The following is a 24,613-nucleotide window of genomic DNA, read 5'->3' as shown; positions in this document are numbered from 1 at the left end:
TCCGGACCGATACGGACTGCTGTAAGTCAGTACCGCCGCGACCGGGGACCGTCCCGCGGCCGCGCCGGTACACAGTTCCAGCAGTCCGTATGACTGCAACCGGAGTGTTCCGGCCGACAGTTTATCCGTCAGGGACCCGTGGACCCGGTGCGATGTGGACCGACAGCATACGATTCTGCCGGAGGCGGGCTGGAATTTGCTTCTGGTAAATAGCTTTTGGGTAAAGCCTTAAGTATGTGCATCACTCACACATTAAATACTATCGGTATCCGTTCGACGGACCGAGCCACTCGCCGCCGGTTCCCGCCGCGACGTCCTCGCCCGACGTCGGCTCACGGTCCGGTGGAGTGGTAAGTGCCAACATATGATAGGATCGACCGCCGTCCGAACGCACGTGCCCCGCCGTCGGATCCGAGAACGGACAGACCCCATCACGACCATCACGATACCATGAACGGTGACATCGAGACGCTCGAAAACTTAAGCAGCGAATACAAGGAGTCGATGCCCGCAGACCTGCGGGAGACCAAATCGTTCGACTGGTACCTCGAGGAAGTGTACGAGGATCCGAAGATCGCCCGCAACGCCCATCAGCGCGTCGCGGACATGTTCGACTACTACGGGACCAGTTACGACGAGACCGAAGGCGTCGTCGAGTACCAGCTCGCGAGCGAGGACCCACTCAACGACGGTGAGAACACCTTCTACGGGAAGGTGATCCACCAGTCGATCCACGAGTTCGTCAATAAGGTCAAATCCGGCGCGCGCAGACTCGGGCCGGAACGCCGGATCAAGCTCCTGCTCGGCCCCGTCGGCTCCGGGAAATCTCACTTCGACCGGCAGGTCCGGACCTACTTCGAAGACTACACGCTCCGGGAGGAGGGCCGGATGTACACCTTCCGATGGACCAACCTCTGTGAGGTCATCGAGGACCAGGATCCCGCCGACGACACCGTCCGGTCGCCGATGAACCAGGATCCGCTCGTCCTCCTCCCGCTCGCACAGCGCCAGTCGGTGATCGAGGACATAAACGACCGGCTCGACGCCCCGTACACGATTCAAAACGAACAGAGCCTCGATCCCGAGTCGGAGTTTTACATGGACCGGCTGCTGGCTCACTACGAGGACGACTTAGAGCAGGTGTTGCGAAACCACGTCGAGATCGTCCGGCTCGTCGCCGACGAGAACAAACGCCAGTGCCTCGAGACGTTCGAACCCAAGGACAAGAAAAACCAGGATGAGACCGAGCTCACGGGCGACGTCAACTACTCGAAGATCGCCATCTACGGCGAGTCAGACCCTCGCGCGTTCGACTACTCGGGGGCGTTCTGTAACGCCAACCGCGGGGTCTTCTCCGGGGAGGAACTGCTGAAACTCCAGCGGGAGTTCCTCTATGACTTCCTGCATGCCACCCAGGAGATGACGATCAAGCCGAAGAACAACCCCCGGATCGACATCGACCAGGTGATCGTCGGGCGGACGAACATGCCCGAGTACAAAGACAAGAAAGGCGACGAGAAGATGGAGGCGTTCAACGACCGTACCAAACGGATCGACTTCCCGTACGTCCTCTCCTACGAGGACGAGGCTCGCATCTACGAGAAGATGCTGGCAAACGCCGACGTGCCCGACATCAACGTCGAGCCACACACCCTGGAGATGGCCGGCCTGTTCGGCGTCCTCACCCGGGTCGAGGAGCCCGACACCGAGACGATCGACCTGCTCTCGAAGGCCAAAGCCTACAACGGCGAGATCGACGAGGGCGACGACATCGACGTCAAGAAACTCCGCGAGGAGGCCGAACAGAAGGCCGAGATCGGCGAGGGGATGATCGGCATCTCGCCGCGCTTTATCGGCGACGAGATCGCCGAGGCGATCATGGACTCGAAACACCGCCAGCGTGGCTTCCTCTCGCCGCTTACGGTGTTTAACTTCTTCGAGGAGAACTTAGAGCACCACGGCTCGATTCCCGAAGAACACTTCGAGACCTACTACCGCTACCTCGAGACGGTCCGCGAGGAGTACAAAGAGCGGGCGATCGAGGACGTCCGGCACGCACTCGCCTACGACGTCGACGAGATTCAACGCCAGGGCGAGAAGTACATGGACCACGTGATGGCCTACATCGACGACGACACGATCGAAGACGAACTTACGGGCCGCGAACAGGAGCCGGACGAAACCTTCCTCCGCAGCGTCGAGGAGAAACTCGACATTCCCGAAGACCGCAAGGAAGACTTCCGCCAGGAAGTGAGCAATTGGGTCTCCCGCAGGGCTCGCGAGGGCGATACGTTCAACCCCCAGGACAACGAGCGTCTCCGCCGGGCCTTAGAGCGCAAACTCTGGGAGGACAAGAAACACAACATCAACTTCTCCGCGCTGGTCAGCGCGAGCGACGTCGACGACGACGAACGCAGTTCCTGGATCGACGCGCTCACCGAGCAGGGCTACTCCGAAGACGGCGCAAAGGAGGTCCTCGAGTTCGCCGGTGCGGAGGTCGCCAAAGCCGAGATTGAAGACTGATGACCGGAGAGGAGTACGTCAGCGCGGCCGACCGCACGCTCGAGGAGACCTACGAGGAGCCGATGAGCCTCGCGGCGTACGTCGACCGGATCTTCGAGAGCCCACAGATTGCCTCCCACGCCTCGAAGTACCTGCTCGAGGCGATCGAAGACGCCGGCACCCGCACCGTCGTCGAGGAAGGCGAGGAGAAACAGCGCTATCGGTTCTTCGACGATCCGCACAACGACGGCGAACACGCGATCCTGGGCAACACCGAGGTGTTGAACGGCTTCGTCGACGATCTGCGTTCGATCGCAGCCGGCCGCGGGAAAGAGGAGAAAATTATCTGGTTCGAGGGCCCCACGGCGACGGGTAAATCCGAGCTCAAACGGTGTCTTGTCAACGGACTGCGCGAGTACTCGAAGACGCCTGCGGGCCGGCGATACACCATCGAGTGGAACGTCCGGACGGCAGACGCCGAATCGCGCGGACTAAGCTACGGCACCGACCCCACCGCGACGGACGACGAGAACTGGTTCGAGAGCCCGGTCCAGGCGCATCCGCTGTCGGTGTTCCCCGAGGAGATTCGCGAAGACCTGCTCGCAGAACTCAACGGCGATCTCGAAGATCACGCTCCGATCGAGGTCGACACCCGGCTCGATCCGTTCTCGCGGGAAGCCTACGACTTCCTCGAGGAGCGGTACCGCCGGCAGGGGCGCGAGGAGCTGTTCTCGGCGATCACCGACGAGAGCCACCTGCGGGTGAAAAACTACGTCGTCGGCGTCGGCCAGGGCGTCGGCGTCCTCCACAGCGAGGACGAGGGACCGCCGAAGGAACGACTCGTGGGCTCGTGGATGCACGGGATGCTTCAGGAACTCGACTCCCGTGGCCGGAAGAACCCGCAGGCGTTCAGCTACGACGGCGTCCTCTCACAGGGCAACGGTGGGCTGACGATCGTCGAGGACGCCGCCCAGCACGCCGACCTGTTACAGAAGCTGCTCAACGTCCCCGACGAACAGTCGGTCAAGCTCGACAAAGGGATCGGGATGGACGTCGACACCCAGCTGTTGATCATCTCGAACCCCGACCTCGAGGCCCAGCTCAACCAACACGCCGACCGCAACGGCACCGACCCGCTGAAGGCGCTGAAACGACGCCTTGACAAACACGAGTTCGGCTACCTGACGAACCTCTCGCTCGAGACCGAACTCATCCGCCGGGAGTTGACCGGCGAGACTGCCGTCTGGGAGGCAGACAGGTACGACGAACTCGAAGAGAAGATCCGCGAACCGGTGGCGATTTCGGTCAAAGACGGCGAGGGGACAGTACGGGAACGCGAGTTCGCACCGCACGCACTCGAGGCGGCGTCGCTGTACGCCGTCGTGAGTCGACTCGACGAGGACGACCTGCCGTCCGGGCTCGATCTCGTCGACAAGGCGCTGATCTTCGATCAGGGCTACCTCCAGGAAGGCGACAGCCGTCGGGAGAAAGACGAGTTCGACTTCGACGGCGACGGTACGGACGGCGACCACGGCATTCCGGTGACCTACATCCGGGACGTGCTCGCGGACTTGCTCCAGGAGGACAGAGATCGCCACCACCCCGACCTCCCGGTCGAGGACGTCATCATGCCGCGGGACGTGTTGAACGCGATGGCGGATGGGCTGGCCGATGCGCCCGTCTTCTCTACAGCCGAGCGTTCCGAGTTCGAAACCCGCGTGGTGCCCGTGAAAAACCACGTCTTCGACCGCCAGGAGGCAGACGTCATCGAGGCGATCATGCACGACAAACGCGTCGACGAGGAAACCGTCGCCGAGTACGTCGAGCACGTCTACGCCTGGGAGACGGACGAACCGCTGTACAACGACCGCGGCGAACGCGTCGAACCCGATCCGCTGACGATGAAGGTGTTCGAGATCGAACACCTCGGCCGATTCTCGGAGGAGGCCTACCAGGGTAACCTGCCGCGAGAGAGCGTCCGGAAATTCCGCCGGGAGAAGGTGATCACGGCGCTGAACCGCCACGCCTGGGAGCAACGCGACGAGGACTTCACGGTCGAAGACGTCGACCTCACCGCGATCCCGGTGATCAAGACGGTCTTAGAGAGCCACGACTGGGACGACGTCCGTCGTACGTTCGAGGACTTCGATCCCAAACAGTGGGACGATCCGCCGAGTGGCACCGAAACGGCGGCGGTCAAAGCGGAGACGATCGATCGGATGGTCGAGCTGTTCGAGTACTCGCGGGCGTCCGCTGAACTGACCAGCAGGCACGTCATGGGACAGGTGAGCTACAGATGGGACTAAGAGAGGACCTCGATAGATTCCGCGAAGTGGGCGAAAAGCGCCGCGAGGATCTCGCCGATTTCATCAGATACGGCGACCTCGGCGGAAGCAGCCGCGAGGAGATCAACGTCCCGGTGAAGATCGTCTCGCTGCCGAGTTTCGAGTACGACCAGCGCGATCAAGGTGGCGTCGGCCAGGGCGACGGCGACACGCCGGACGTCGGTCAACCCGTCGGCCAGCCCCAGCCACAGCCGGGCGAGGACGGCGAGGAAGACGGCGACGAGCCAGGCGAAGAAAGCGGCGAGCACGAGTACTACGAGATGGATCCCGAAGAGTTCGCCCAGGAACTCGACGAGGAACTCGGACTCGACTTAGAGCCGAAGGGCAAGAAGGTGATCGAGGAGAAAGAAGGCCCGTTCACCGACCTCACGCGGTCGGGACCGGACAGCACCCTCGACTTCGAACGGATGTTCAAGGAGGGGCTCAAACGAAAACTCGCGATGGATTTCGACGAAGACTTTCTGCGGGAGGTCTGCAAGGTCGAAGACATCTCCCCGCGCGAGGTCTTCGAGTGGGCACGCGAGGAGAACCTCCCCGTTTCGATGGCCTGGATCGAAGACGCCTTCCGAGAGATCCCCGACGACGAACGCGGCACGTGGACCTCGATCGAGGAGGTCGAATCCGAGGTCGAACGCGAGTCGGTCCAACAGAAGATCCGCCGGGAAGGGATCAAACACGTCCCCTTCCGCCGAGAGGACGAACGCTACCGCTACCCCGAGATCGTCGAGGAACGGGAGAAAAACGTCGTCGTCGTCAACATCCGTGACGTCTCGGGCTCGATGCGCGAAAAGAAACGCGAACTCGTCGAGCGAACGTTCACCCCGCTCGATTGGTATCTCACCGGTAAGTACGACAACGCCGAGTTCGTCTACATCGCCCACGATGCCGACGCCTGGGAAGTCTCCCGCGAGAACTTCTTCGGCATTCGAAGCGGTGGCGGAACGAAGATCTCGAGTGCGTACGAACTCGCCGCCGAGTTGTTAGAGGAGTATCCCTGGAGCGACTGGAACCGGTACGTCTTCGCCGCCGGCGACAGCGAGAACTCCAGCAACGACACCGAAGAGCGGGTGATCCCGCTTATGGAGTCGATTCCGGCGAACCTCCACGCCTACGTCGAGACCCAGCCAAGCGGCAACGCGATCAACGCCACCCACGCCGAGGAGTTAGAACGTCACTTCGGCGACGACGAGGACGTGGCGGTGGCCTACGTCAACGAGGAGGGGGACGTGACCGACGCGATCTACGAAATTCTCAGTACGGAGAGTGATACGGATGAGTAATTCGGACAGATTCCGCAAACAGGCGATCGCCGACGATCTGGAGAAACCGGTCTTCGAGGCGCGTAAGCTCGCCGAAAAGCTCGGCTTAGAGCCGTATCCGGTCAACTACTGGATCGTCGACCACGACGAGATGAACGAGCTCATCGCCTACGGCGGCTTCCAGTCGCGGTACCCACACTGGCGGTGGGGAATGCAGTACGACCGCCAGCAGAAACAGGACCGCTACACCGGCGGCAAGGCATTCGAGATCGTCAACAACGACAACCCCGCCCACGCGTTCTTACAGGAGTCGAACGCGCTTGCCGACCAGAAGGCGGTGATCACCCACGTCGAGGCCCACTCCGACTTCTTCGCGAACAACGAGTGGTTCGCCATGTTCACCGCGGGTCGAGCAGACGAGGAGTCCGTCGACGCCGCGGCCATGCTCGAGCGACACGCCCGCGCGATCGACGAGTACATGGCCGACCCCGAGATCGACCGTGCAGAGGTCGAGAAGTGGATCGACCACGCGCTCTGTCTCGAGGACAACGTCGACCAGCATCGGGTGTTCAGCCGGCGACTCGATCTCGACGGCGCACCCGAGGAAGCCATCGACGAGGACCTCGCCGAGAAACTCGACGAACTCGAGCTCTCAGAGGAGATCAAAGGCGAGGTCTTCGACGAGGAGTGGCTCGAGAAACTCGACGAGGAGGACGCGGCCGTCAGCTTCCCCGACGAACCCGAGAAGGACGTCCTGGGTTTCGCGAGGGAGTACGGCAAACAGTACGACGAGGAGGTTGGCAAGGCAGTCGAGATGGAGGAGTGGCAACGGGATGTCCTGGACATGATGCGGGCGGAGGCGTACTACTTCGCCGCCCAGAAGATGACGAAGGTGATGAACGAGGGATGGGCGAGTTACTGGGAGTCGCTGATGATGGGCGACGAGACCTTCGCCGGCGACGACGAGTTCCTGAGCTACGCCGATCACATGGCGAAAGTGCTCGGTTCCGGCGGGCTCAACCCGTACAGCCTCGGCTTCGAGCTGTGGCAGTACGTCGAGAACACGACGAATCGCCGGGAGGTGCTCGAGCGGTTGTTGCGAGTCGAAGGAATCTCCTGGCGCAACCTCACCGACGTCGTCGACTTCGAGGACGTCCTCGCGGAACTCGAACCGCCGGAGGCGATCGCTGCGGTCGATGCGGACTCGCTTTCGGCCCTCGAGGACGTCGACGACCGCTACGTCGACTACGAGGCGCTCGAGCGCGCCCGCGCAGGCGAGATCGACGTCGACCGCTACCCCTGGAAGGTGCTCACCTACGAGGGACTGGCTCGACGACATTACTCGCTTGTGAAACGCCAGCACCGGGGCTTCCTTTCCCGGGTCGGCCAGAACGAACTCGAGCGCATCGGCCGGTATCTCTTCGACGACGCACGGTACTCGTCGGTCGAGGAGGCACTCGCCGACGTCGAGTACACCGCCGGCTGGGATCGGATGGGAGACGTCCGTGAGAGTCACAACGACGTGACCTTCCTCGATGAGTTTCTCACCCAGGAGTTCATCACGGAGAACGACTACTTCACCTACGAGTACTCCCAGGCGACCGGCGGCTTCCACGTCTCGAGTGTCGACGCTGCGGACGTCAAGAAGAAACTGCTGTTGCAGTTTACCAACTTCGGGAAGCCGACGATCGCGGTCTACGACGGCAACTACAACAACGCCGGCGAGTTGTTGCTCGGCCACCAGTACAACGGCGTTATGCTCGATCTCGAGCAGGCCAAAGAGACTCTGAAGCGAGTGTTCAAACTCTGGGGTCGGCCCGTGAACCTGCTGACGATCGTCAAGGAGGTCGACGAACACGACGTCGAGGTCGCGAAACGCCGCAACCGCGAACCCGAACCCGAAGAGCGGGGCAAGCGCATCCGCTACGACGGCGACGAGGTGACGATCGAGGACGTACCGTGGGAGGAAGTCGACCACCTCGCCGCCGACGACGTCGACTACGACACGAAACCCGACGAGTGGCTCGCCTAACTCCGCCAAACGACCTCGCGAGCCGGCGTTCTCGGCCGGAACGTTTTTGCTCCCGATAGGAAACGTATCTGATGGGATGTCGGGGGACACTCACCAGTCAGCGAACGGGGGGACAACATCGGGAGCGGACGTCGACGTACCGACGTTACTCGCCCGGCTCGACGACCCGGACCCGGACGTCAGCGCCGAGGCCGTCGAAACCGTCCGCGAAGTCGTCGAGAACGATCCGAGACGGTGTTTACCGACCGTGCCGAAGCTCCGAGAACTCCTCGAGCAGTCGTCGCTCGACTGTCACGAAAGCGTCGCGTACTGTCTCGCAGCGCTCGCTGCCGTCTCGCCGGCCGACGTCGCGCCGTCGACGGATGCCGTCGTTCGGTTCGTTCGGTCACGGCCGTCTCATCCGGGTCGGACGCACGCTCTTCGATGTCTGGCGCGGATCGCCGAAGCGAGACCCGACACCGTCGTCGGTCACATCGACGTCCTCGTCGACGCGCTGGAAGACGCCGACGCCGGGCTCGGCCCGGCGGGCGTGACGCTTTTTGCCACGCTCTCGACGACGCATCCGTCCGCGATCGAGCCGGCGACCGGGCTGCTCGAGGCCGTCCTCGAGAACGATCCGGCGCCGACCGTCCGCGATCGAGCCGAACTCGCACTCGGGGGCCGGAGTCGGGTTCCCGTCGAGTGACGTCGACCGAGGGGTTAGAAGCGATCGGTTCGACCGGCCGCGGCCCACGGATCCGTCGGTGCGTCGATCGGAACGCGAACGGAGCGACCTTGCTGTCCTCGAACCCGCCCGGTAAACGCCCAGCGCTTGCCGTCCCAGCTCTCCTCGCCGTCGGCTGCTGCGGCGACGGCGGCGAGCTCGAGGTCGCGGACGTGTGCACCGATCGCGGCGACGATCGCGGCGGCCTCGTCCTCGCTTGCAGTCTCCGGAAGCGTCAGTTCGACGCCCTCGAGCGGGTTCGACTCTCTGTCGTCGGTGTCGTGTCGGCTCATTACAGCGGGATGTTGCCGTGTTTCTTGTCGGGGTTGTCCTCGCGTTTCGTCTCGAGCATCTCGAGGTCGTCGATCAGCCGCGGGCGGGTCTCGGTCGGGAGGATGACGTCGTCGAGGAATCCTTTGTCGGTGGCGGTGTAGGGGTTGGCGAACTCCTCGCGGTACTCCTCGATGAGTTCGTCCCGGAGTTCGTCGGGGTTGTCCGCTTCCGCGAGTTCCTCCCGATAGAGGATGTTGACCGCGCCCTGTGGGCCCATGACGGCGATTTCGGCGGTCGGCCAGGCGTAGTTGACGTCGGCTCCGAGATTCTTCGAGGCCATGACACAGTAGGCGCCGCCGTAGGCCTTGCGCGTAATAACGGTGAGCAGCGGGACGGTCGCCTCGGAGTAGGCATAGAGCAGCTTCGCGCCGTGGCGAATAATCCCGCGGTGTTCCTGGTCGGTGCCGGGCATGTAGCCGGGGACGTCGACGAAGGTGACGATCGGGATGTTAAACGAGTCACAGAAGCGGACAAAGCGAGAGCCTTTCATCGAGGCGTCGACGGTGAGCGTACCCGCGTTGACTCGCGGCTGGTTGGCGACGACACCGACCGAACGGCCGTCGAGCCGACCGAAGCCGACGACGATGTTCTGTGCGAAGTTATCCGCAACCTCGAAAAAGGAGCCCTCGTCGACGACGCTGTCGATGACGTTTTTCATGTCGTAGGGCTTCTGTGGACTGTCGGGGACGATCGCCTCGAGGGCCTCGTCCCGGCGGTCGGGATCGTCCCACGGCTCGACGCGTGGCGGATCCTCGACGTTGTTCTGTGGCAGGTACGACAGCAGGCGCTTGATCTTGTCCAGGGCCCCCTCTTCACTCTCGCAGGCAAACTGGGCGACGCCGGTCTTGTCAGCGTGGGTCATCGCGCCGCCGAGTTCCTCGTGGGTGACGTCCTCGCCGGTGACGGTCTTGGTGACGCCCGGCCCGGTGATGTACATGTGGCTCGTGTCTTTCACCATGAAGATGAAGTCGGTGATCGACGGCGAGTACACTGCACCGCCGGCACACGGCCCCATGATCGAGGAGATCTGCGGAACGACGCCGCTTGCCTCCTGGTTGCGCCGGAAGATCTCGGTGAAGCCGGCGAGGCTCTTGACGCCCTCCTGGATGCGTGCGCCCGCGGAGTCGTTCAGGCCGACGATGGGGGCACCGACCTCCATCGCCATGTCCATCACCTTGGTGATCTTCTCGGCGAAGACCTCGCCGAGCGAGCCGCCGAAGACGGTAAAGTCGTGTGCGAAGACGAAGACGGTCCGGCCGTTGACCTCGCCATAGCCCGTGACGACGCCGTCGCCGGGAATCTTCTTTTCGTCCATCCCGAACTGGCTCGTCTGGTGAGTCCGGAGCTGGTCGAACTCCGTGAACGTGCCGTCGTCGAGGAAGTAATCGATCCGCTCGCGGGCGGTCATCTTCCCCTTGTCGTGTTGTTTCTCGATACGCTCTTCGCCACCGGCCTCGAGTGCCTCAGCGCGCATTTCCTCGAGTTCCTCGATGCGATCTTCCATCGTCATGGCTGTGGCCTCCCGTGTCGAGTCATTGTTCGGTGCAATGATCACCGCCACAAAAAACGTTCTGTAACGAGACGACGCAAGCGCCGCTCGTGCTGGTTTGATACGTTGTAACGAACCAATCTGCGTCGTCACGCCGCCGTCACGCCTCGCCGTAGACCGGGACTGCCGCCCCGCTGGTCACGGACGCCCCCTCGCTGCAGAGAAACGCCATCACGTCGGCGATGTCTCCCGGGTCGACCCACGACTCGTGGTCGGCGTCGGGCATCATCTCGCGGTTTGCCGGCGTGTCGATCACGCTCGGCATCACGCAGTTTGCCCGCACCGTCCCGCGGTTTTCCTCCGCGAGCGTCTCGGTCAACAGTCGAATGCCCGCCTTCGTAATCCGGTAGGGTCCGTCGCCCGCACCGCCCTCGAGCGAGGACCTGGCGCTGATGCTGACGATCGCCCCCTCGCTGTCCTGTAGGTGGGGTAAGGCGTGTTTGGAGGCGAGAAACGCCGTCTTCAGGTTCACGTCGACGAGCAGTTCGAACTCCTCGAGGTCGGTCTCCTCCACGTGATCGCCGCCGCGCCAGGTGCCGGCGACGTTCAGCAGGTGATCGATCCGGCCGTGATCGTCGACAACCTGTTCGATCAGCGCTTCGACGTCGCCTTCGTCGGTCAGGTCGGCCGAATAGAACTGCGTCCCCGAATCGGGTTCGAGCATGGCCTCCTCGTCGTCGGGTTCGATCACGTCGACGGCACAGACGGTCGCGCCCGCCTCGCGGAATCGCTCGACGGCGGCGCTGCCGAGTGCGCCACTTGCCCCGGTGATCACGGCGACGGTGTCGTCGAATTCGAGGTCGTACGCGGGTATTGGTGCCATGGGCCATGGTTGGTCGGCTGGCGTGATCAACCCGACGGTCGGGCGTGCTGTTGCCGGTTCGACTGGCCGCTGGCCTGGAACGATCGAGACACGGCTGGGATGGGATCCGAACCACGTGACGGCGCTCGCTCACTGCGTTCGCGCGCTGTGACGCCTCTCGTTCAAATCCATCCGTTACGATTTGCCGCTCGCGACGTTGCTCGCGGCAAAATACGGTGGGGATGGGATTTGAACCCATGAGGCTTGACAGCCACCTGCTCTCAAGGCAGGCGCGTTGGGCCGCTCTGCCACCCCACCTCGAGTACGCCTTCGCCACCCGTTCAAAAATCCTTGTCGGTCTCGGTCGAACCCTCGCTGGCGGTATGCGATCCGTCGCCGACCGGATATGGATCTACAGCGTCCCGTCCTCGGCGAGGGCGAGCTCGAGGTCGTCGACCGCCGTCGCGGTCGCTACCGGATGGGAGGTGTCGGTCACACGACGTGCCTCGAGTTCGGCGAGGGTCGCCCGGAGGCCGGCCGCGGTCGCGAGCGTGGGGATCCGGGACGCGAATCCGACCGTGTGGCCCGCGTCGGCGCTTCGCCGTGCGAACGTCCCGAGTGCGGGCCCCGCGTACGCGTCTTCGAAGTCGATTGGCTTGGCGAAGCAGGCGAGCGACGGCTCCCCGCCCGTCGAGGGGCCGAGAACGACGTCGTTGCGCCGGAGCGACATCGCCGCGCCGTCGACGTCGGTGCGGGCGAGTAGTGCGGCCGTCGGTTCGACGACGCCGACGCCGCCTGCATCCTCGCGCTCTAAGAGGTGAGAGACGGTGTTGCCGATCCGGGCCGATCGCGTCGAGCCGACCTGGCGTTCGAACCGGACCTCGTCGGTGTCCTCGAGGACGTCGGCCGCGAGCGCCCTGATCTCGGCCTCCGGATCGCCGTCGTCGTACCTCTCTGGCAGGGTCTCTCCGTCGCGGTAGTTCACGAGGAGGTCGCCGCCGCTTCTGTCGACGGCGTGGAGGACGTCCATCGTGGCGGCTTCGTAGAGCCGCGTCGCCTCCGCGGTCGAAAGCGGCGTGGTCTCGGCGAGTGTGGACAGGACGAGTCCGTCACGGGGCGGCTCGACGGGAACGACGACGATCATACGTGTTCGTGAGGAGGTGACAACCTTGAACGCGGCGGTCCGCACCCGTCAGTCTCACGTCCGCGGTTTCGACGACGTGGCGCCGTCCCGAACTCGTCGGTCACGAAAACTGTTATGTGATCACACACAGAGGCAGTCCGTATGAACGGACGCACGCTCTCTGGAGTGCTCGCAGTCGTTACCGTCGTTGCCGTCGTCGCTGTCGGCGTCTGGGGGTTCGTCACGAGCTACGGCCTCGAGACGCCGGCTGCCGGACTCTCGGTGCCGACGATCGCGACCCTCGTCGTCACGACGCTTTTCGTGCTCGTCCTGATCGGACTCGGCTCGCGCTCGAGCGGCGGCCTGGCGAGTACGTACTGGTAACGACGCCGAACCGCCCCGTCGAACACCGCGAACTCGACTACACTACCGTCCCCGCCGTCCCTTCGTCTGGCGGTAATCGCTGGCCAGAAGCGCCGCGAACGACTCGAGCCAGGCCTGGCGCTCGTCGTCGCTTGCCTCGAGCGGATCGATCATTGGGACGAGTTCGAAGCCGCGGCCGCGAATGCGCTCGCCGTGGGAGTCCTCGAGCGCGAGGTCGTCGGCGGGCGTGGTGGTGTACTCCGTGGCGACCTCGGCGAGGGCCCGCTCGCCGATCGGCACGATTATCTCGGGGTTTATCATGCGAATCTCGGCGGAGAGAAACGGCTCGCAGCGGGCGATTTCCTCGTCGGTCGGCGGGCGCTCGGGATGGCGACAGCGCGTGAGGTGTGTCACGTAGGCGTTCTCGAGAGTCGGCCGGTCGGCATCGGCGTCGATCGCACAGAGTCCGACTCGCTCGAGGAGCCGTCGCAACGTCTTCCCCCAGCCATCCCCGACGAGCGGGACGCCCGAAGCGTCGGCGTCGGGATCGGGAGCCTCGCCGACGAACAGGAAATCGGCGCTCACGTCGCCGTAGCCGTGGACGACCTGCCTGCGGCGCTCACAGAGCACAGGGCAGTTCTGACACGTCTCGTCCATCCCGAACGGGTTCGCCAGGGTGTCCTGATTCGCGTCCACACTCGCGTTCGGGGACTCGAGCACAAAAGCGACGCGTCTGCGGCGACTTACTTTTCGATATCGTGCTCCGCCGGCGGCGATCGTGCCGACACCGAGTTCGCGACGTTCCGGCGGTGGACGATGCCGGTGTTGTCGGCGACGTTCGCTGCCAGTTCGCGAAAGGCCGTGCCCGAATCGGCGTCGTCCTCGAGGACGAGCGGTCGGCCCTCGTCGCCGCCTTCCCGGATGGCGGGATCGATCGGGATCGAGCCCAGGAAGGGCATGTCGTGGGTGTCGGCGAACTCCTCGCCGCCGCCGGCGTCGAAGATGTCGTGGCGTTTGCCACACTCGTCACAGACGAACGTCGCCATGTTCTCGGCGATGCCGAGCACGACGGTGTCGTGGCGGGCGAACATCTGGAGTCCCTTCCGGGCGTCGTCTAGGGCGACGTGCTGGGGCGTCGTGACGATCACCGCGCCGGTGACGGGCATCGTCTGGAGCATCGTCAGCTGGGTGTCACCGGTCCCCGGCGGAAGGTCGATGACGAGGTAATCGAGGTGGCCCCACTCGACGTCCTCGGTGAGCTGGGTGATGATCTTGTCGATCATCGGGCCACGCCAGATGACGGGATCGTCGTCGTCGACGAGAAAGGCCATGCTCATCAGTTTCGTGCCGTACTTCTCGGGCGGAACGAGCGTCCCGTCGTCGGCCGCCATCGGCGGCGAGTCGGCGTCGACCATTCGCGGGACGTTCGGGCCGTAGACGTCCGCATCGAAGAGACCGACGCGTGCACCACGGTCTGCAAGCCCCGCCGCGAGGTTGACCGCGACCGTCGACTTGCCGACCCCGCCCTTTCCGGAGGCGACGGCGATGACGTTCTTGACGTTCGGCAGTACCGAGTCGACGGAGTCGTCGCGGCCGGGGACGGTCGCCGAGAGATCGGCTTCGATCCCCTCGGCCGCGAGCGTCTCGCGTATCTCACTGGCGATTGCCGTCTCCGTCGGCGAGTACGGAGCGCCGAGTGCGAGGTCGATCGTCACCTTCTCGCCATCGATGTCGATGTCGTTGACGAGTCCGAGCGAGACGAGATCGTCGTCGAGATCGGGGTCCTCGATCTCTTTCAACAGGTCGCGAACGGTGGTTTCGTCCATGCTCAACCCTGGCGTCCGCCGCTCGAAAAGGGTTGTGCTCTCTCACCTGTCACGACGGACGGGTCGTCGCTTCGTCGACGCGATCGATCACTCGTGGCGCTCGAGGTCGGCCCCGAGTTCGTACAGCACTTCGAAGAAGTTGGGGAAGGAAACGTCGACGTGGTCGCTTCCCTCGATGATCGTCTCGCCCTCGGCGGCGAGGCCGGCGACGGCGAGTGACATGACGATCCGGTGGTCGGCCCGTCCGTCGACCGTCCCGCCCGTAAGCGTCGACTCGTCGCCGTGGATCGTCAGTTCGTCTCGTCGTTCGGTCGTCTCGACGCCGAGTGTCGCGAGCTCTTCGGCCATCGCACTCACGCGGTCGGTCTCCTTGTAACGGACGTGTTCGGCGTTCGTGATCGTCGTCTCACCCGCTGCGACCGCCCCCAGCGTGGCGATCGTCGGCAGCAGATCCGGCGTATCCTCGACGTCGACCTCGATCCCCTCGAGGTCGGAGCGGGCGACCTCGAGAACGCCGTCCTCGCGACGCCAGTCGACGTCGGCCCCCATACGCGCTAAGACGTCGACGATCGCGGTGTCGCCCTGGGCGCTCGGATACGCACCCTGGATGGTGACGGAATCGTCGCCGGCGACGGCCCCGGCCGCGGCGAGATACGAGATCGACGAGAAGTCCCCGGGAACGTGGTACTCACCGTCCGTCGGCTCGTAGTGCTGGCCGCCTTCGACCGCGAAGCCTTCGGGAGTGTGGGTGGCGTCGATCCCGAACGCCTCGAGCACTTCGAGCGTGATGTCGACGTAGGGTGCGGACTTGAGTTGGGTCTCGAGTTCGATCTCGATCCCCTCATCGGTGACCGCGCCGGCCATCAACAACGCGGTGATGTACTGCGAGGAGACGTCGCCGGGGATCGAGACCTCACCGCCTGTGATCGGTCCCGTGATCACGAGCGGTGCCTGGCCGTTGTCGCGGGTACTCGCAGCTTCGCCGCCGAGGTCGGCGATCGCCTCGAGCAACGGCCCCTGAGGTCGCGAGCGCAACGAGGCGTCGCCGGTGAGCACCGACGTCCCGTCTGCAAGTGCGGCCACAGCCGTAACGAGTCGCGTCGTCGTTCCGCTATTGCCGCAGTCGATGACGTCCGGTGGAACCTCGGGTCGACCGCCGAAGCCGTCGACCTCGAGGGCGGCGGTGTCGTCGTCACGGGTCACGTCGCCGCCGAAGGCCTCGACGGCGCGAGCGGTCGCGCGCGTGTCGGCGCTCCAGAGCGGGTCGTAGACGAGCGCGCCGTCGGCGTAGCCGGCCGACAGGATCGCTCGGTGGGTGTAACTCTTCGAGGGTGGTGCCCGTACCTCGCCACGTACGCTCGAGGGGGAGATGGTAACGTCCATAGGCGTCGTGTCGTTCGGTCGGCCTATCACGGTACCGGTATGGGTTCGATATCCGATCGATCGGACGGGCGAAGATTCACGAGTGCTCGGCCACCAAGAGTAGTAATGGCGCTGTACGATCGTATCGCAGACCTCCCGCTCGCGATCGAGACCGACGAGCGGACCAGCCGCCGTCGAGAGATACCGGGCGGTTCCACCCGCGTCACCTCCACGTTCGTCCTGCTCGCCGACGACGCCTTCGGGGCCGGCGAGGACGTCACCTACGAGGCCGTCGATCACGAGGCGATGCCCGACCCCCCGGCGTTCGATTTTGCGGGCGAGTACACCGTCGAGGAGTTCTCGAGACGACTCGAGGAGACCGATCTCTTCCCGACGAAACCGCCCGAGCGGGACGTTTTCCGAAACTACAGACGGTGGGCGCTCGAAAGCGCAGCGCTCGATCTGGCACTCACCCAAAACGACACGGACCTCGCGTCGGTTCTCGATCGCGACCTGTCCCCAGTTCGGTTCGTCGCCAGCGATCGCGTCCCGGACGGAGACCCCACGCGAGTGACCGACGTCCTCGCGGTCAATCCCGACTGCGAGTTCAAACTCGATCCGAGCGAGGACTGGACCGAGGAGACGTTCGCGACGCTTGCGGCGACCGACGCGGTCAGCGTGCTCGATCTGAAAGGCCACTACGACGACCTCGAGGTCGGCCAGCAGCCCTCGCGCGAGCTCTATCGAGCGGTGTTCGAGACGTTCCCCGACGCAGTCGTGGAGGATCCGGCCGTCGACGACGGCGTCCGGGACCTGCTCGAAGCGAATCGGGATCGCCTCTCGTGGGACGCACCCATCACCGGCGTCGAGGACGTTCGCGACAGGCCGTTTTCGGCGCAGTGGTGTAACATCAAACCGTCGCGGTTCGGCACGATCCGGTCGCTGTTCGAGACGATCGAGTACTGTGAACGCCACGACGTCAGGATGTACGGCGGCGGTCAGTTCGAACTCTGCGTCGGGCGCGCACACGCGCAGCTGCTCGCGTCGATCTTCTATCCCGACGGACCGAACGACGTGGCACCGCGGTCGTACAACGAACCGGACGTCAGGACCGAGCTGCAGACGAGTCCGCTCGAGCCACCCGCAGATCCGCTCGGCCTGGAGTGGACGCGGCTCGAGTGAGACGACCGGCACGACTCGAGCGACGAAACCCGCCGACTCGTCTGGCTTATCGTCAGTATAAGAAAACCACCTCGGATCGCTCGGTCGACCATGCAACCTGTCGTGTTGTCGTCGTATTCGATAGCGATCGAACAGCTTCCCGGACGCGACCGGACGCTGCCGGACCGATGACTCAACCTACCTCTCGAGTCGAGACGGGACCGGCGTCGAACGCCACGGGCGACTCGAATCTCGAGACGCTCCTCGTCGGCATCGACGCCGCCAGCCCGACGGTCTTCGAGCGACTGTTCGACACCGATCGTCTCCCGACCATCGAGCGACTCTGTTCTGCGGGCGTAACCGCACCGCTCGAGTCACAGATTCCGCCCTGGACGCCGAGTGCCTGGCCGTCGATCTACACCGGCGTCAACCCCGGTAAACACGGCGCGATCGGCTTCGTTGGCTACGACGGCTACGACTGGCACGTGACGAACAGCGACGACGTCCACGAACACCCGCTGTGGACGCTGCTCGACTACCACGACCGCTCGAGCGTCGTCGTCAACGTCCCGGTCACACACCCGCCGGACGAGTTCGACGGGGCGATGATTCCCGGCTTCCTCGGTCCCGAGGATCCACCCTGTCACCCCGACGGACTCTTAGAGGAGGTCCGCGAGGCGATCGGCGAGTACCGTGTCTATCCGAACTATACGCGTGACGACGACTCCCTCTCCGATGCCGAGAAGATCGAGGAGTACGAACGATTGATCCGAATGCGCGGCGAGGCGTTTCGCTACCTCGTCGACGAGTTCGAGCCGGCGTTCGGATTCGTTCAGTTCCAGAAGACGGATACGGTCTTCCACGAGTTCGACGGCGACGAACGACACGTCGAACGCGTCTACGACGCGACCGACGACCAGATCGCAGCGATTCTCGAGGCCTGCGATCCGGACCGCGTCTTTCTCGTGAGCGATCACGGGATGGGGCCCTACGACGGCTACGAGTTCCGGATCAACGAGTTCCTTCGCGACCGGGGCTACCTCGAGACGACCACGAGCGGGAAAGGGATGCCGTCGTGGACGCCGATGCGCAGACGGCTTCGCGAGGGCGAGGAGTGTGAACGCTGGGATCCCGGCGCGACTGCACGCGTCGCGTCGGTCGCCGCCCGGTTCGGCGTTACCGCTCGTCGAATCAGGACGATTCTCGAGCGAGTCGGGTTAGCCGAGCTCGCGATCGAGTACGCGCCGGACGGCGTCTCGCGGACGGCGAACGAACAGGTCGACTTCGCCGCGTCGATGGCCTACGTCCGGGCGCGCACGGAACTCGGCGTCCGGATCAACCTCGAGGGGCGGGATCCGACAGGCGTCGTCTCGCCCGAGGAGTACGAGTCGGTTCGCGACGAGCTCATCCGTACCTTGCGAGCTGTCGAAACGCCCGACGGCGAACCGGTGTTCGAAACGGTCGCACCACGAGAGCAGTACTTTCACGGCGATCGGATGGACGCGACCGTCGACGTCGTGACGATCCCTGCCGACTTCGAGCACACGCTCACCGAACAGCTGGGCAACGGCGACTACTTCGGCCCGGCCGAGCCCTGGAACCACAAGCTCGAGGGCCTCTTCGTGGCGGCAGGTGACGGTATCGACGAGGACGCCCCCGTCGACCGGGCTCACGTCTTCGACGTCGCACCGACGGTCATGGCCGCGATGGGCCTGCCCTATAGCGATCGGATGGACGGCAGTGTCGTTCCAGTCGTCGATCCGGTCGAGCCGACCACGTATCCATCGTACGACGGAGACGAGAGCGTGCGACCGGGCCACGACGAGGACGTGACCGAACGACTGGCCGACCTCGGATACCTGGGCTGAACGTTGTGGCGACGCGTGGATGAATACCCCGACTCGTGACGATCGCAGGTGCCACAACCACCGTTATCTGGCTTATAAGTATGGGCGGTCGGACTGAACTCCACAGCTGACGGGTATCGATATGGGATTTACCGCAGAGGTTCGCGTCGCCCACGACGGACTGCCGTTGATACCGACGATCGAACGACATCCAGGGGTGACGCTCAGGTACGAGTACACCGTCCGGACCGACGAGACGACGGGGTTCGTCTCCGTCTTCAGCGACGAGTATACGGCGTTCGCGGAGACGATGGAGTCGGATCCGACCGTCTCTGATCCGACGCGAGTAGCGAGCTTCGAGAACCGGGCGATCTATCGCGTGACCGTCGACACCGACCGCGAGATCGTCCCTCCCCACTGTTTGGAACACGGACTGTTCGTCTTCACGATCACCAGCGGCGACGGCTGCTGGATCGTCCGCGTTCTCCTCCCGGATCGGGCGACGCTGACCGCGTTTCGAGACTACTGCCGGGGCCAAGGTGTCTCGTTTCGAATGTGCCAGCTGTACGACTCCGCCGTCTCCGACGATAGCGCGTACTTCCTGACCGATCGACAACACGAGATCCTCTCGATGGCGTACTACGGCGGTTACTTCGACATTCCGCGATCGATCACCCAGGACGATCTCGCCGAGCAACTCGGCATCTCGGACTCCGCCGTCTCACAGCGACTCCGTCGCGCCGTCAAGGAGCTGATCGCAGCCATGGTCGAGAACGATCGCACGGCCGATAGACACGGCTGATCGTCGATCCTCCGCAGTTCGACTCCGTGATCGCGTCCACTGTCTTTTCTCCTCCTCGACCAGCACGTAGACGTGTGTTAAACACCAGTTCAGAATCGTAGCGGCACACATATCGAACAGTTGTAGCTCGTGAAACCGTTGCAATTTTCACACCAATGGCGGGTCAACCGGCGCTTCGAGTCGATAGCGGGTTTAAAGGTCCGCTACCCGCTCTGAATTCGAGAGACCGACAAACAGGGTCGCGTGCTCGTCGAACGCCTCGACGTGTCGGGCGAAGCCGGCGTCACGTCGGTCGGACTCCGCGACGGGATTCGGTGTGACCGGGACAGCTGTCGGTTCAGCCACGTGACCGTCGACCACTCCGGCCGCGACGGTGCCGATCGGAACGGACTCGTCGTCACCGGCGACGAGACGACGGTGTCCGGGCGCTCATCACGGGACAGCAGCCCCGTTCTTCACCCCGCTGTTTCGTCGGCTGTCCTGTTGCCGTCTTCTGTCGTTTACGTGTCCGACAGTATCAGCCGTTCCCGGCGGTCGCCATGATCGCGTCGCGAAACGTCAGGACCTCGAGATCGCGCTCGTCAACCCACTCGAGGGTCTCACGGATCCGATCCGACGTGACTTCCTCTTTGAACGTATGTGCACCGACCACGCCGATCGCCTCCTCCTCGGCGACCCGGTCGAGTTCGTCTCGAACGGTCTCGGGGCTAGTGAACTCGATAAAATAGTCGCGTCGCGTCTCGAACGGATCGAACGTGTCGGGATCGTTGATCATCGACCCCGGCCGGACGTTCGCGATGCCGTCGTAGTACTCGCGTGCAATTTCGATCGTCCACTCGTCCGCTATGTCGTACGGTGCCAGAAGCGTGTCGACCTCGAACCCCAGGTCCTCGAGTTCGCGTTTCGACTCGCCGAGAAACGCGTGCATGACGTCTTCGGGATGTCGTTCGACCGTCTCGCCCGCCCGGAACGACTCGCCGAGTGGCTCGTCGAACTCGAGATAGCCGCCGGTATCGTCGTGGTCGGAACCGACGACGGTTCGGCGGACGCTCTTCTCGCCGTCGGTGACCTCAATCTCGTGTCCGTGATGGAAGCCGTGGTTGCGCTGTTCCGGGTAGACCCGGACGTCGTCCGGCCCGGCGTCCGCGACGAGTTCGAACTCCCCGAGGGCGGTGTGGGCGGTCGTGTGAGAGGTGATCTCCCAGCCGGCGGCCGCGAGCTCCTCGAGTTCTTCGACGCCCATCCAGTCGGTGCCGTTGTAGTCTTCGCGGCCCATCCACTCGGTGACGATTCCCGCGCTCGCGGGGGCGTCGAACTCCTGGTGGACGGGAAACGCCGCGTCGTAGTCCTCGATAGGGCCGTCGTCGTAGACGAAGACGATTGCACCGCCGTCGATGCTCGGAGCGTCGTCTTCCTCGCCCGCCGGCGGATCGTCGACGTCGTCCTCGTCGACAGCATCGTCCGCGTCTCCAGCGTCGTCGCCGTCTGACTCGCCCTCTCCGTTCGGATCGCCCGACGTCTCGTCGTCGGTCGATCCGCGTAGACATCCGACGGTCACAGTCGTTCCGATCGTGCCCGCGCCGGCCGCCCCGATGAAGCGACGACGTGACGGTTCCTGACTCATCGTATTCGAGGATCCCTCGAGCGAGAGCGTCAATACTTATACCGTCGTTAACGGCTGTCGGGCCGTCGGCTCGATCGGCGTTTAGTGGCGCTATAATAAGGCCAACTCGAGGACATCACGTCGGTACCGTGGATATCGTTTGCGAACGCGGCCGACCGAACGGTCTCGGGAACGGTCGGGTGCCGTCGCTGGGGGATGAACCGTGAACAGGAGCATCGCGAGTGGCATCTTCTCGGTCGTCAGTTCGAAGATCGTCGTTCTCGTCGTGACGGCGATCTCGACGCCGCTTCTGTACCGGTTTCTCGGCGCGTCGGCGTTCGGCGAGTACGCGTTCTTGCTGTCGGTCTTTGCCATCTACATGATCTTCGTCAGTTCCGGAATTACCGACGGCGTCAGGAAGTTTCTCGCGGAAGACCGCAGTGCTCCGAGCTGGGACGGATACGTCGTCGGCTTTTACTTTCGGCTCGCAGTGGTTCTCGCCATCGTCGGTGCGGCCCTGCTGGTGGTCGCGACCCAGTACGGTCTCGTCGCTACCGCGTTCGGTGCCGACGTGGCGATCTACTTCTACGTCCTCGCTATCCTCGTGATCTCGGCGCAGTTTCGTGACTATGCCCGGAAGACGCTCATGGGGTTCGGCCTGGAGCGGTACTCGGAGCCGCTGAAGATCCTCGACAAAGTCGGGTTCGTCGTGGTCGCGATTCCGCTTACCTACGTCGGCGTGGGCGTGATGGGGGCGCTCGCCGGCCACCTGGTCGCGAGCCTCCTCGTGGCCGGCATCGGACTGGCGCTCGTCCACCGTCGAGTGTCGCTGTCGTGTGTGCTCAGCCGGCCGTCGAGGACGTTTCCCCGCAAGCGAATGCTCACGTTCAACTCGCTGAACGTCGTTCTCATCTTCCTTCTGATGTCGCTGTATCACATCGACATCGTGATGCTCCAGCGGTTCAGAGAGAGCACAGCAGTCGGAAACTACCGAGCAGCGCTCACGCTCGCCGAGTTCCTCTGGTTCGTCCCGCTTGCGATCCAGACGGTGTTCGTCCACTCGACGTCGGAGCTGTGGTCGCAGAATCGCACGCAGAAGGTATCGGAACTCGCCTCCCGGACGACGCGATATACCTTTCTCCTGACGGCCGTCATGGCGGTCGGGCTCGCGGCGCTTGCGGACGTGGCCGTACCGATCTACTTCGGCCCGGAGGCCGTTCCGGCGATCACGCCGCTTCTGTTGTTACTCCCGGGAGCGCTCGGGTTCGCGCTCGCACGGCCGATCCTCGCGGTCTCGCAGGGAAACGGCACCCTTCGATATCCGATCGCGGCGACCGGCGGTGCTGCCCTGATCAACGTCGTGCTCAACCTCGCGCTCATCCCGCCGTACGGGATGCACGGCGCGGCTATCGCCACCAGTGTCGGCTACGGAACGATGTTCGTCTTTCACTGCTGGAGTGCTCGCCTAATCGGATTCGACCCGCTCGCGGACGCGAGACTCGGACGCGTCGTCGTTGCTACCATCTTCGCGGCCGTCCCTATCGCGACCCTCGCTGTGGCGATTACGAATCCGTGGTTCGCTCTCGCCGTCGTTCCACCGATCGGGTTCGCGATCTTTCTCGTATTCGCCCTACTCGTCGGCGCGCTGGATCCGGCAGAGCCGTTCGAGGTACTGTCTGCGTTTCCGGATCCGATCGGATCGGCGGCAGACGCAGTCTATCAGCGGCTCACGGCACTCGACGGTGACGGACCGCGACGCAACTGGTTGCAGAGCCTGTTGTTTCTCACCGGGCTGTCCTTGCTCCTTTCCGGGCTCGCACTCGGTGTCCTGAGCCCCGACGTACAGCAGCTGCTGCCCTGACGGCGCAGAGAAGACTCGGCCGAAACGGTTCGATACTACTGGACCCGGGTCTCCAGATGTTCGCTTTCGGCCATGTCAAACACCATCGCAAACAGCAACAGAACGACGCCGGCGACGAAAAGCAGCAAGCTCGTCGACCCCTGGACGGACGGGAGGCCGACGCCCGAGATCGTCCCAATCAGTGCCAGACCTGCGCCGAGAACGCTCACTGCAGCCGTCGCGGCTCCGACGAGATAAAACAGTGCGAGCGGGTGGAAATCCACCACGAGATACTTCGTCTTCAGCCGCCACAGGAAGTTTCGCAGTAACATCGCCGAAACCTTCGGAACGTACTGTGTGTACTGGATACTCGAGGTCTCCTCGCCGTAGACGGCCGGCATCGCCACGTCGGCGACGCGCATCCCGTGGACGTTCAGCTTCACCAGCAGGTCGTTACAGTAGCCGTAGTACTCGTAGAGGTTCTCGAGGTCGATCGCCTCGAGCGCGTCGTGAGAGATCGCCGTGTAGCCGTTCTGTGGGTCCATCGTCTTCCAGTAGCCGGCGGCGATCTTCGTCAGGAACGTCAACGTCGCGTTCCCGACGAACCGGAACCGAGGCATCGCCGCTCGGTACTCTTTCGAGAGGAGTCGGTTACCCTTCGCGTAGTCGGCCTCGCCCTCGACGATCGGATCGAGCAGCCGTGACATCTGGGTGAGATCCATTTGTCCGTCCGCGTCGACGGTCACCGTCACGTCCATCCCGTCCTCGCGTGCGGCGAGATACCCGGTCTTGATCGCACCGCCGGCCCCGCGGTTTTCCCGGTGCTGGATCGGGACGACCCGGCCGATCGGGTCGGAAACTGCGGCCCGTGACGCGAGCGAAGACGTCCCGCCGTCGGAGACGAGCGGTCCGACGTCCTCGCCGTGGTGGCGGTCGACAGCGGTCGCATCCTCGCGTGCGGCCTCGTGTATCTCGTTCCAGGTGTCGTCCGTCGATCGGTCGTCGATCGCGTAGATCCGATCGACGTAGTCGGGCATCTCGCGGACGACGTCGCCGACGAACCCCGCCTCGTTGTAGGCTGGCATCACGACGCCGACGGTCGAACCCCGGTACATCAGTCGCCGACACCCCCTGTTTCGGTATCGCGATCGATCGCCCCGA

General features: G+C 64.0%; 20 protein-coding genes and 1 tRNA gene. 10 read left to right on the top strand and 11 right to left on the bottom strand.

From position 1 onward, the window contains the following. The first annotated feature begins 450 nt into the window (after window positions 1-450). From QQ977_RS01590 to QQ977_RS01570, 5 genes are all read left to right on the top strand, one after another. On the top strand, window positions 451-2,523 hold the full coding sequence (locus tag QQ977_RS01590) for a PrkA family serine protein kinase (protein WP_285927143.1): 2,073 nt from the start codon (window positions 451-453) through the stop codon (window positions 2,521-2,523). Then, a complete protein-coding gene (locus tag QQ977_RS01585) occupies window positions 2,523-4,808 on the top strand; it encodes a PrkA family serine protein kinase (RefSeq protein ID WP_285927142.1) in 2,286 nt (761 codons plus the stop codon). The genes QQ977_RS01590 and QQ977_RS01585 overlap by 1 nt, the downstream gene beginning before the upstream one ends. Next, complete coding sequence (locus QQ977_RS01580) at window positions 4,799-6,127, top strand: YeaH/YhbH family protein (protein WP_285927141.1); 1,329 nt, start codon at window positions 4,799-4,801, stop codon at window positions 6,125-6,127. The genes QQ977_RS01585 and QQ977_RS01580 overlap by 10 nt, the downstream gene beginning before the upstream one ends. Further along, entirely contained in the window at window positions 6,120-8,138 is a 2,019-nt protein-coding gene (locus tag QQ977_RS01575) for a SpoVR family protein (RefSeq protein ID WP_285927140.1), read from the top strand. The genes QQ977_RS01580 and QQ977_RS01575 overlap by 8 nt, the downstream gene beginning before the upstream one ends. A gap of 76 nt (window positions 8,139-8,214) precedes the next feature. Beyond that, window positions 8,215-8,823: a hypothetical protein gene (locus QQ977_RS01570; protein ID WP_285927139.1), complete on the top strand. Its 609-nt coding sequence runs from the start codon at window positions 8,215-8,217 to the stop codon at window positions 8,821-8,823. 14 nt (window positions 8,824-8,837) lie between these two features. Here the strand turns inward: QQ977_RS01570 and QQ977_RS01565 are convergent, their stop codons facing one another. The 5 genes from QQ977_RS01565 to QQ977_RS01545 form a co-directional block, all read right to left on the bottom strand. Beyond that, complete coding sequence (locus QQ977_RS01565; RefSeq protein WP_285927138.1) at window positions 8,838-9,134, bottom strand: hypothetical protein; 297 nt, start codon at window positions 9,132-9,134, stop codon at window positions 8,838-8,840. Continuing rightward, window positions 9,134-10,678 carry an acyl-CoA carboxylase subunit beta gene (locus tag QQ977_RS01560; RefSeq protein ID WP_285928730.1) on the bottom strand — a complete coding sequence of 515 codons (1,545 nt, stop codon included), beginning with the start codon at window positions 10,676-10,678 and terminating at the stop codon, window positions 9,134-9,136. Before QQ977_RS01560 ends, QQ977_RS01565 begins: the two co-directional genes overlap by 1 nt. A gap of 145 nt (window positions 10,679-10,823) precedes the next feature. After that, the gene (locus QQ977_RS01555) at window positions 10,824-11,546 is read right to left on the bottom strand and encodes an SDR family oxidoreductase (RefSeq protein ID WP_285927137.1); all 723 of its coding nucleotides are present in this window, start codon (window positions 11,544-11,546) and stop codon (window positions 10,824-10,826) included. A 213-nt stretch (window positions 11,547-11,759) separates the two neighbouring features. After that, window positions 11,760-11,843, bottom strand: a tRNA-Ser gene (locus tag QQ977_RS01550). Between the two features lie 94 nt (window positions 11,844-11,937). Next, window positions 11,938-12,669 carry a hypothetical protein gene (locus tag QQ977_RS01545; RefSeq protein ID WP_285927135.1) on the bottom strand — a complete coding sequence of 244 codons (732 nt, stop codon included), beginning with the start codon at window positions 12,667-12,669 and terminating at the stop codon, window positions 11,938-11,940. Window positions 12,670-12,810: 141 nt separating this feature from the next. Between QQ977_RS01545 and QQ977_RS01540 the strand changes: the two genes are divergently transcribed. Then, entirely contained in the window at window positions 12,811-13,032 is a 222-nt protein-coding gene (locus QQ977_RS01540; protein ID WP_285927134.1) for a hypothetical protein, read from the top strand. Window positions 13,033-13,074: 42 nt separating this feature from the next. Here QQ977_RS01540 and QQ977_RS01535 read toward each other — a convergent pair whose 3' ends face one another. The 3 genes from QQ977_RS01535 to aroA all read right to left on the bottom strand — a co-directional run bounded on the left by QQ977_RS01535 (window position 13,075) and on the right by aroA (window position 16,220). Beyond that, a complete protein-coding gene (locus tag QQ977_RS01535) occupies window positions 13,075-13,707 on the bottom strand; it encodes a uracil-DNA glycosylase (protein WP_285927133.1) in 633 nt (210 codons plus the stop codon). A 47-nt stretch (window positions 13,708-13,754) separates the two neighbouring features. Beyond that, complete coding sequence (locus QQ977_RS01530; RefSeq protein ID WP_285927132.1) at window positions 13,755-14,837, bottom strand: Mrp/NBP35 family ATP-binding protein; 1,083 nt, start codon at window positions 14,835-14,837, stop codon at window positions 13,755-13,757. 87 nt (window positions 14,838-14,924) lie between these two features. Beyond that, complete coding sequence (gene aroA, locus QQ977_RS01525; protein WP_285927131.1) at window positions 14,925-16,220, bottom strand: 3-phosphoshikimate 1-carboxyvinyltransferase; 1,296 nt, start codon at window positions 16,218-16,220, stop codon at window positions 14,925-14,927. 105 nt (window positions 16,221-16,325) lie between these two features. Between aroA and QQ977_RS01520 the strand changes: the two genes are divergently transcribed. From QQ977_RS01520 to QQ977_RS01510, 3 genes are all read left to right on the top strand, one after another. Next, entirely contained in the window at window positions 16,326-17,381 is a 1,056-nt protein-coding gene (locus tag QQ977_RS01520; RefSeq protein WP_285927130.1) for a hypothetical protein, read from the top strand. Window positions 17,382-17,548: 167 nt separating this feature from the next. Continuing rightward, window positions 17,549-19,228 carry an alkaline phosphatase family protein gene (locus QQ977_RS01515; protein ID WP_285927129.1) on the top strand — a complete coding sequence of 560 codons (1,680 nt, stop codon included), beginning with the start codon at window positions 17,549-17,551 and terminating at the stop codon, window positions 19,226-19,228. A gap of 121 nt (window positions 19,229-19,349) precedes the next feature. Further along, window positions 19,350-20,009: a helix-turn-helix domain-containing protein gene (locus tag QQ977_RS01510; RefSeq protein ID WP_285927127.1), complete on the top strand. Its 660-nt coding sequence runs from the start codon at window positions 19,350-19,352 to the stop codon at window positions 20,007-20,009. A gap of 192 nt (window positions 20,010-20,201) precedes the next feature. On the opposite strand, the gene QQ977_RS17305 is transcribed toward QQ977_RS01510, so the two are convergent. Together QQ977_RS17305 and QQ977_RS01500 are read right to left on the bottom strand one after the other, a co-directional pair. Then, window positions 20,202-20,354, bottom strand: a complete 153-nt coding sequence (locus tag QQ977_RS17305) for a hypothetical protein (protein ID WP_430540840.1) — start codon at window positions 20,352-20,354, stop codon at window positions 20,202-20,204. Between the two features lie 172 nt (window positions 20,355-20,526). Then, entirely contained in the window at window positions 20,527-21,633 is a 1,107-nt protein-coding gene (locus tag QQ977_RS01500) for a polysaccharide deacetylase family protein (RefSeq protein ID WP_285927125.1), read from the bottom strand. A 202-nt stretch (window positions 21,634-21,835) separates the two neighbouring features. Between QQ977_RS01500 and QQ977_RS01495 the strand changes: the two genes are divergently transcribed. Beyond that, a complete protein-coding gene (locus QQ977_RS01495) occupies window positions 21,836-23,473 on the top strand; it encodes a flippase (RefSeq protein ID WP_285927123.1) in 1,638 nt (545 codons plus the stop codon). A gap of 35 nt (window positions 23,474-23,508) precedes the next feature. On the opposite strand, the gene QQ977_RS01490 is transcribed toward QQ977_RS01495, so the two are convergent. Then, the gene (locus QQ977_RS01490) at window positions 23,509-24,567 is read right to left on the bottom strand and encodes a glycosyltransferase family 2 protein (protein WP_285927122.1); all 1,059 of its coding nucleotides are present in this window, start codon (window positions 24,565-24,567) and stop codon (window positions 23,509-23,511) included. Window positions 24,568-24,613: the final 46 nt, after the last annotated feature.

This window comes from Natrialbaceae archaeon AArc-T1-2 (assembly GCF_030273315.1).
In the GTDB taxonomy this organism is placed as follows: domain Archaea; phylum Halobacteriota; class Halobacteria; order Halobacteriales; family Natrialbaceae; genus Tc-Br11-E2g1.
Note: the sequence above shows the minus strand (reverse complement) of the source record. Positions and strands in the feature narration are given on the sequence as shown.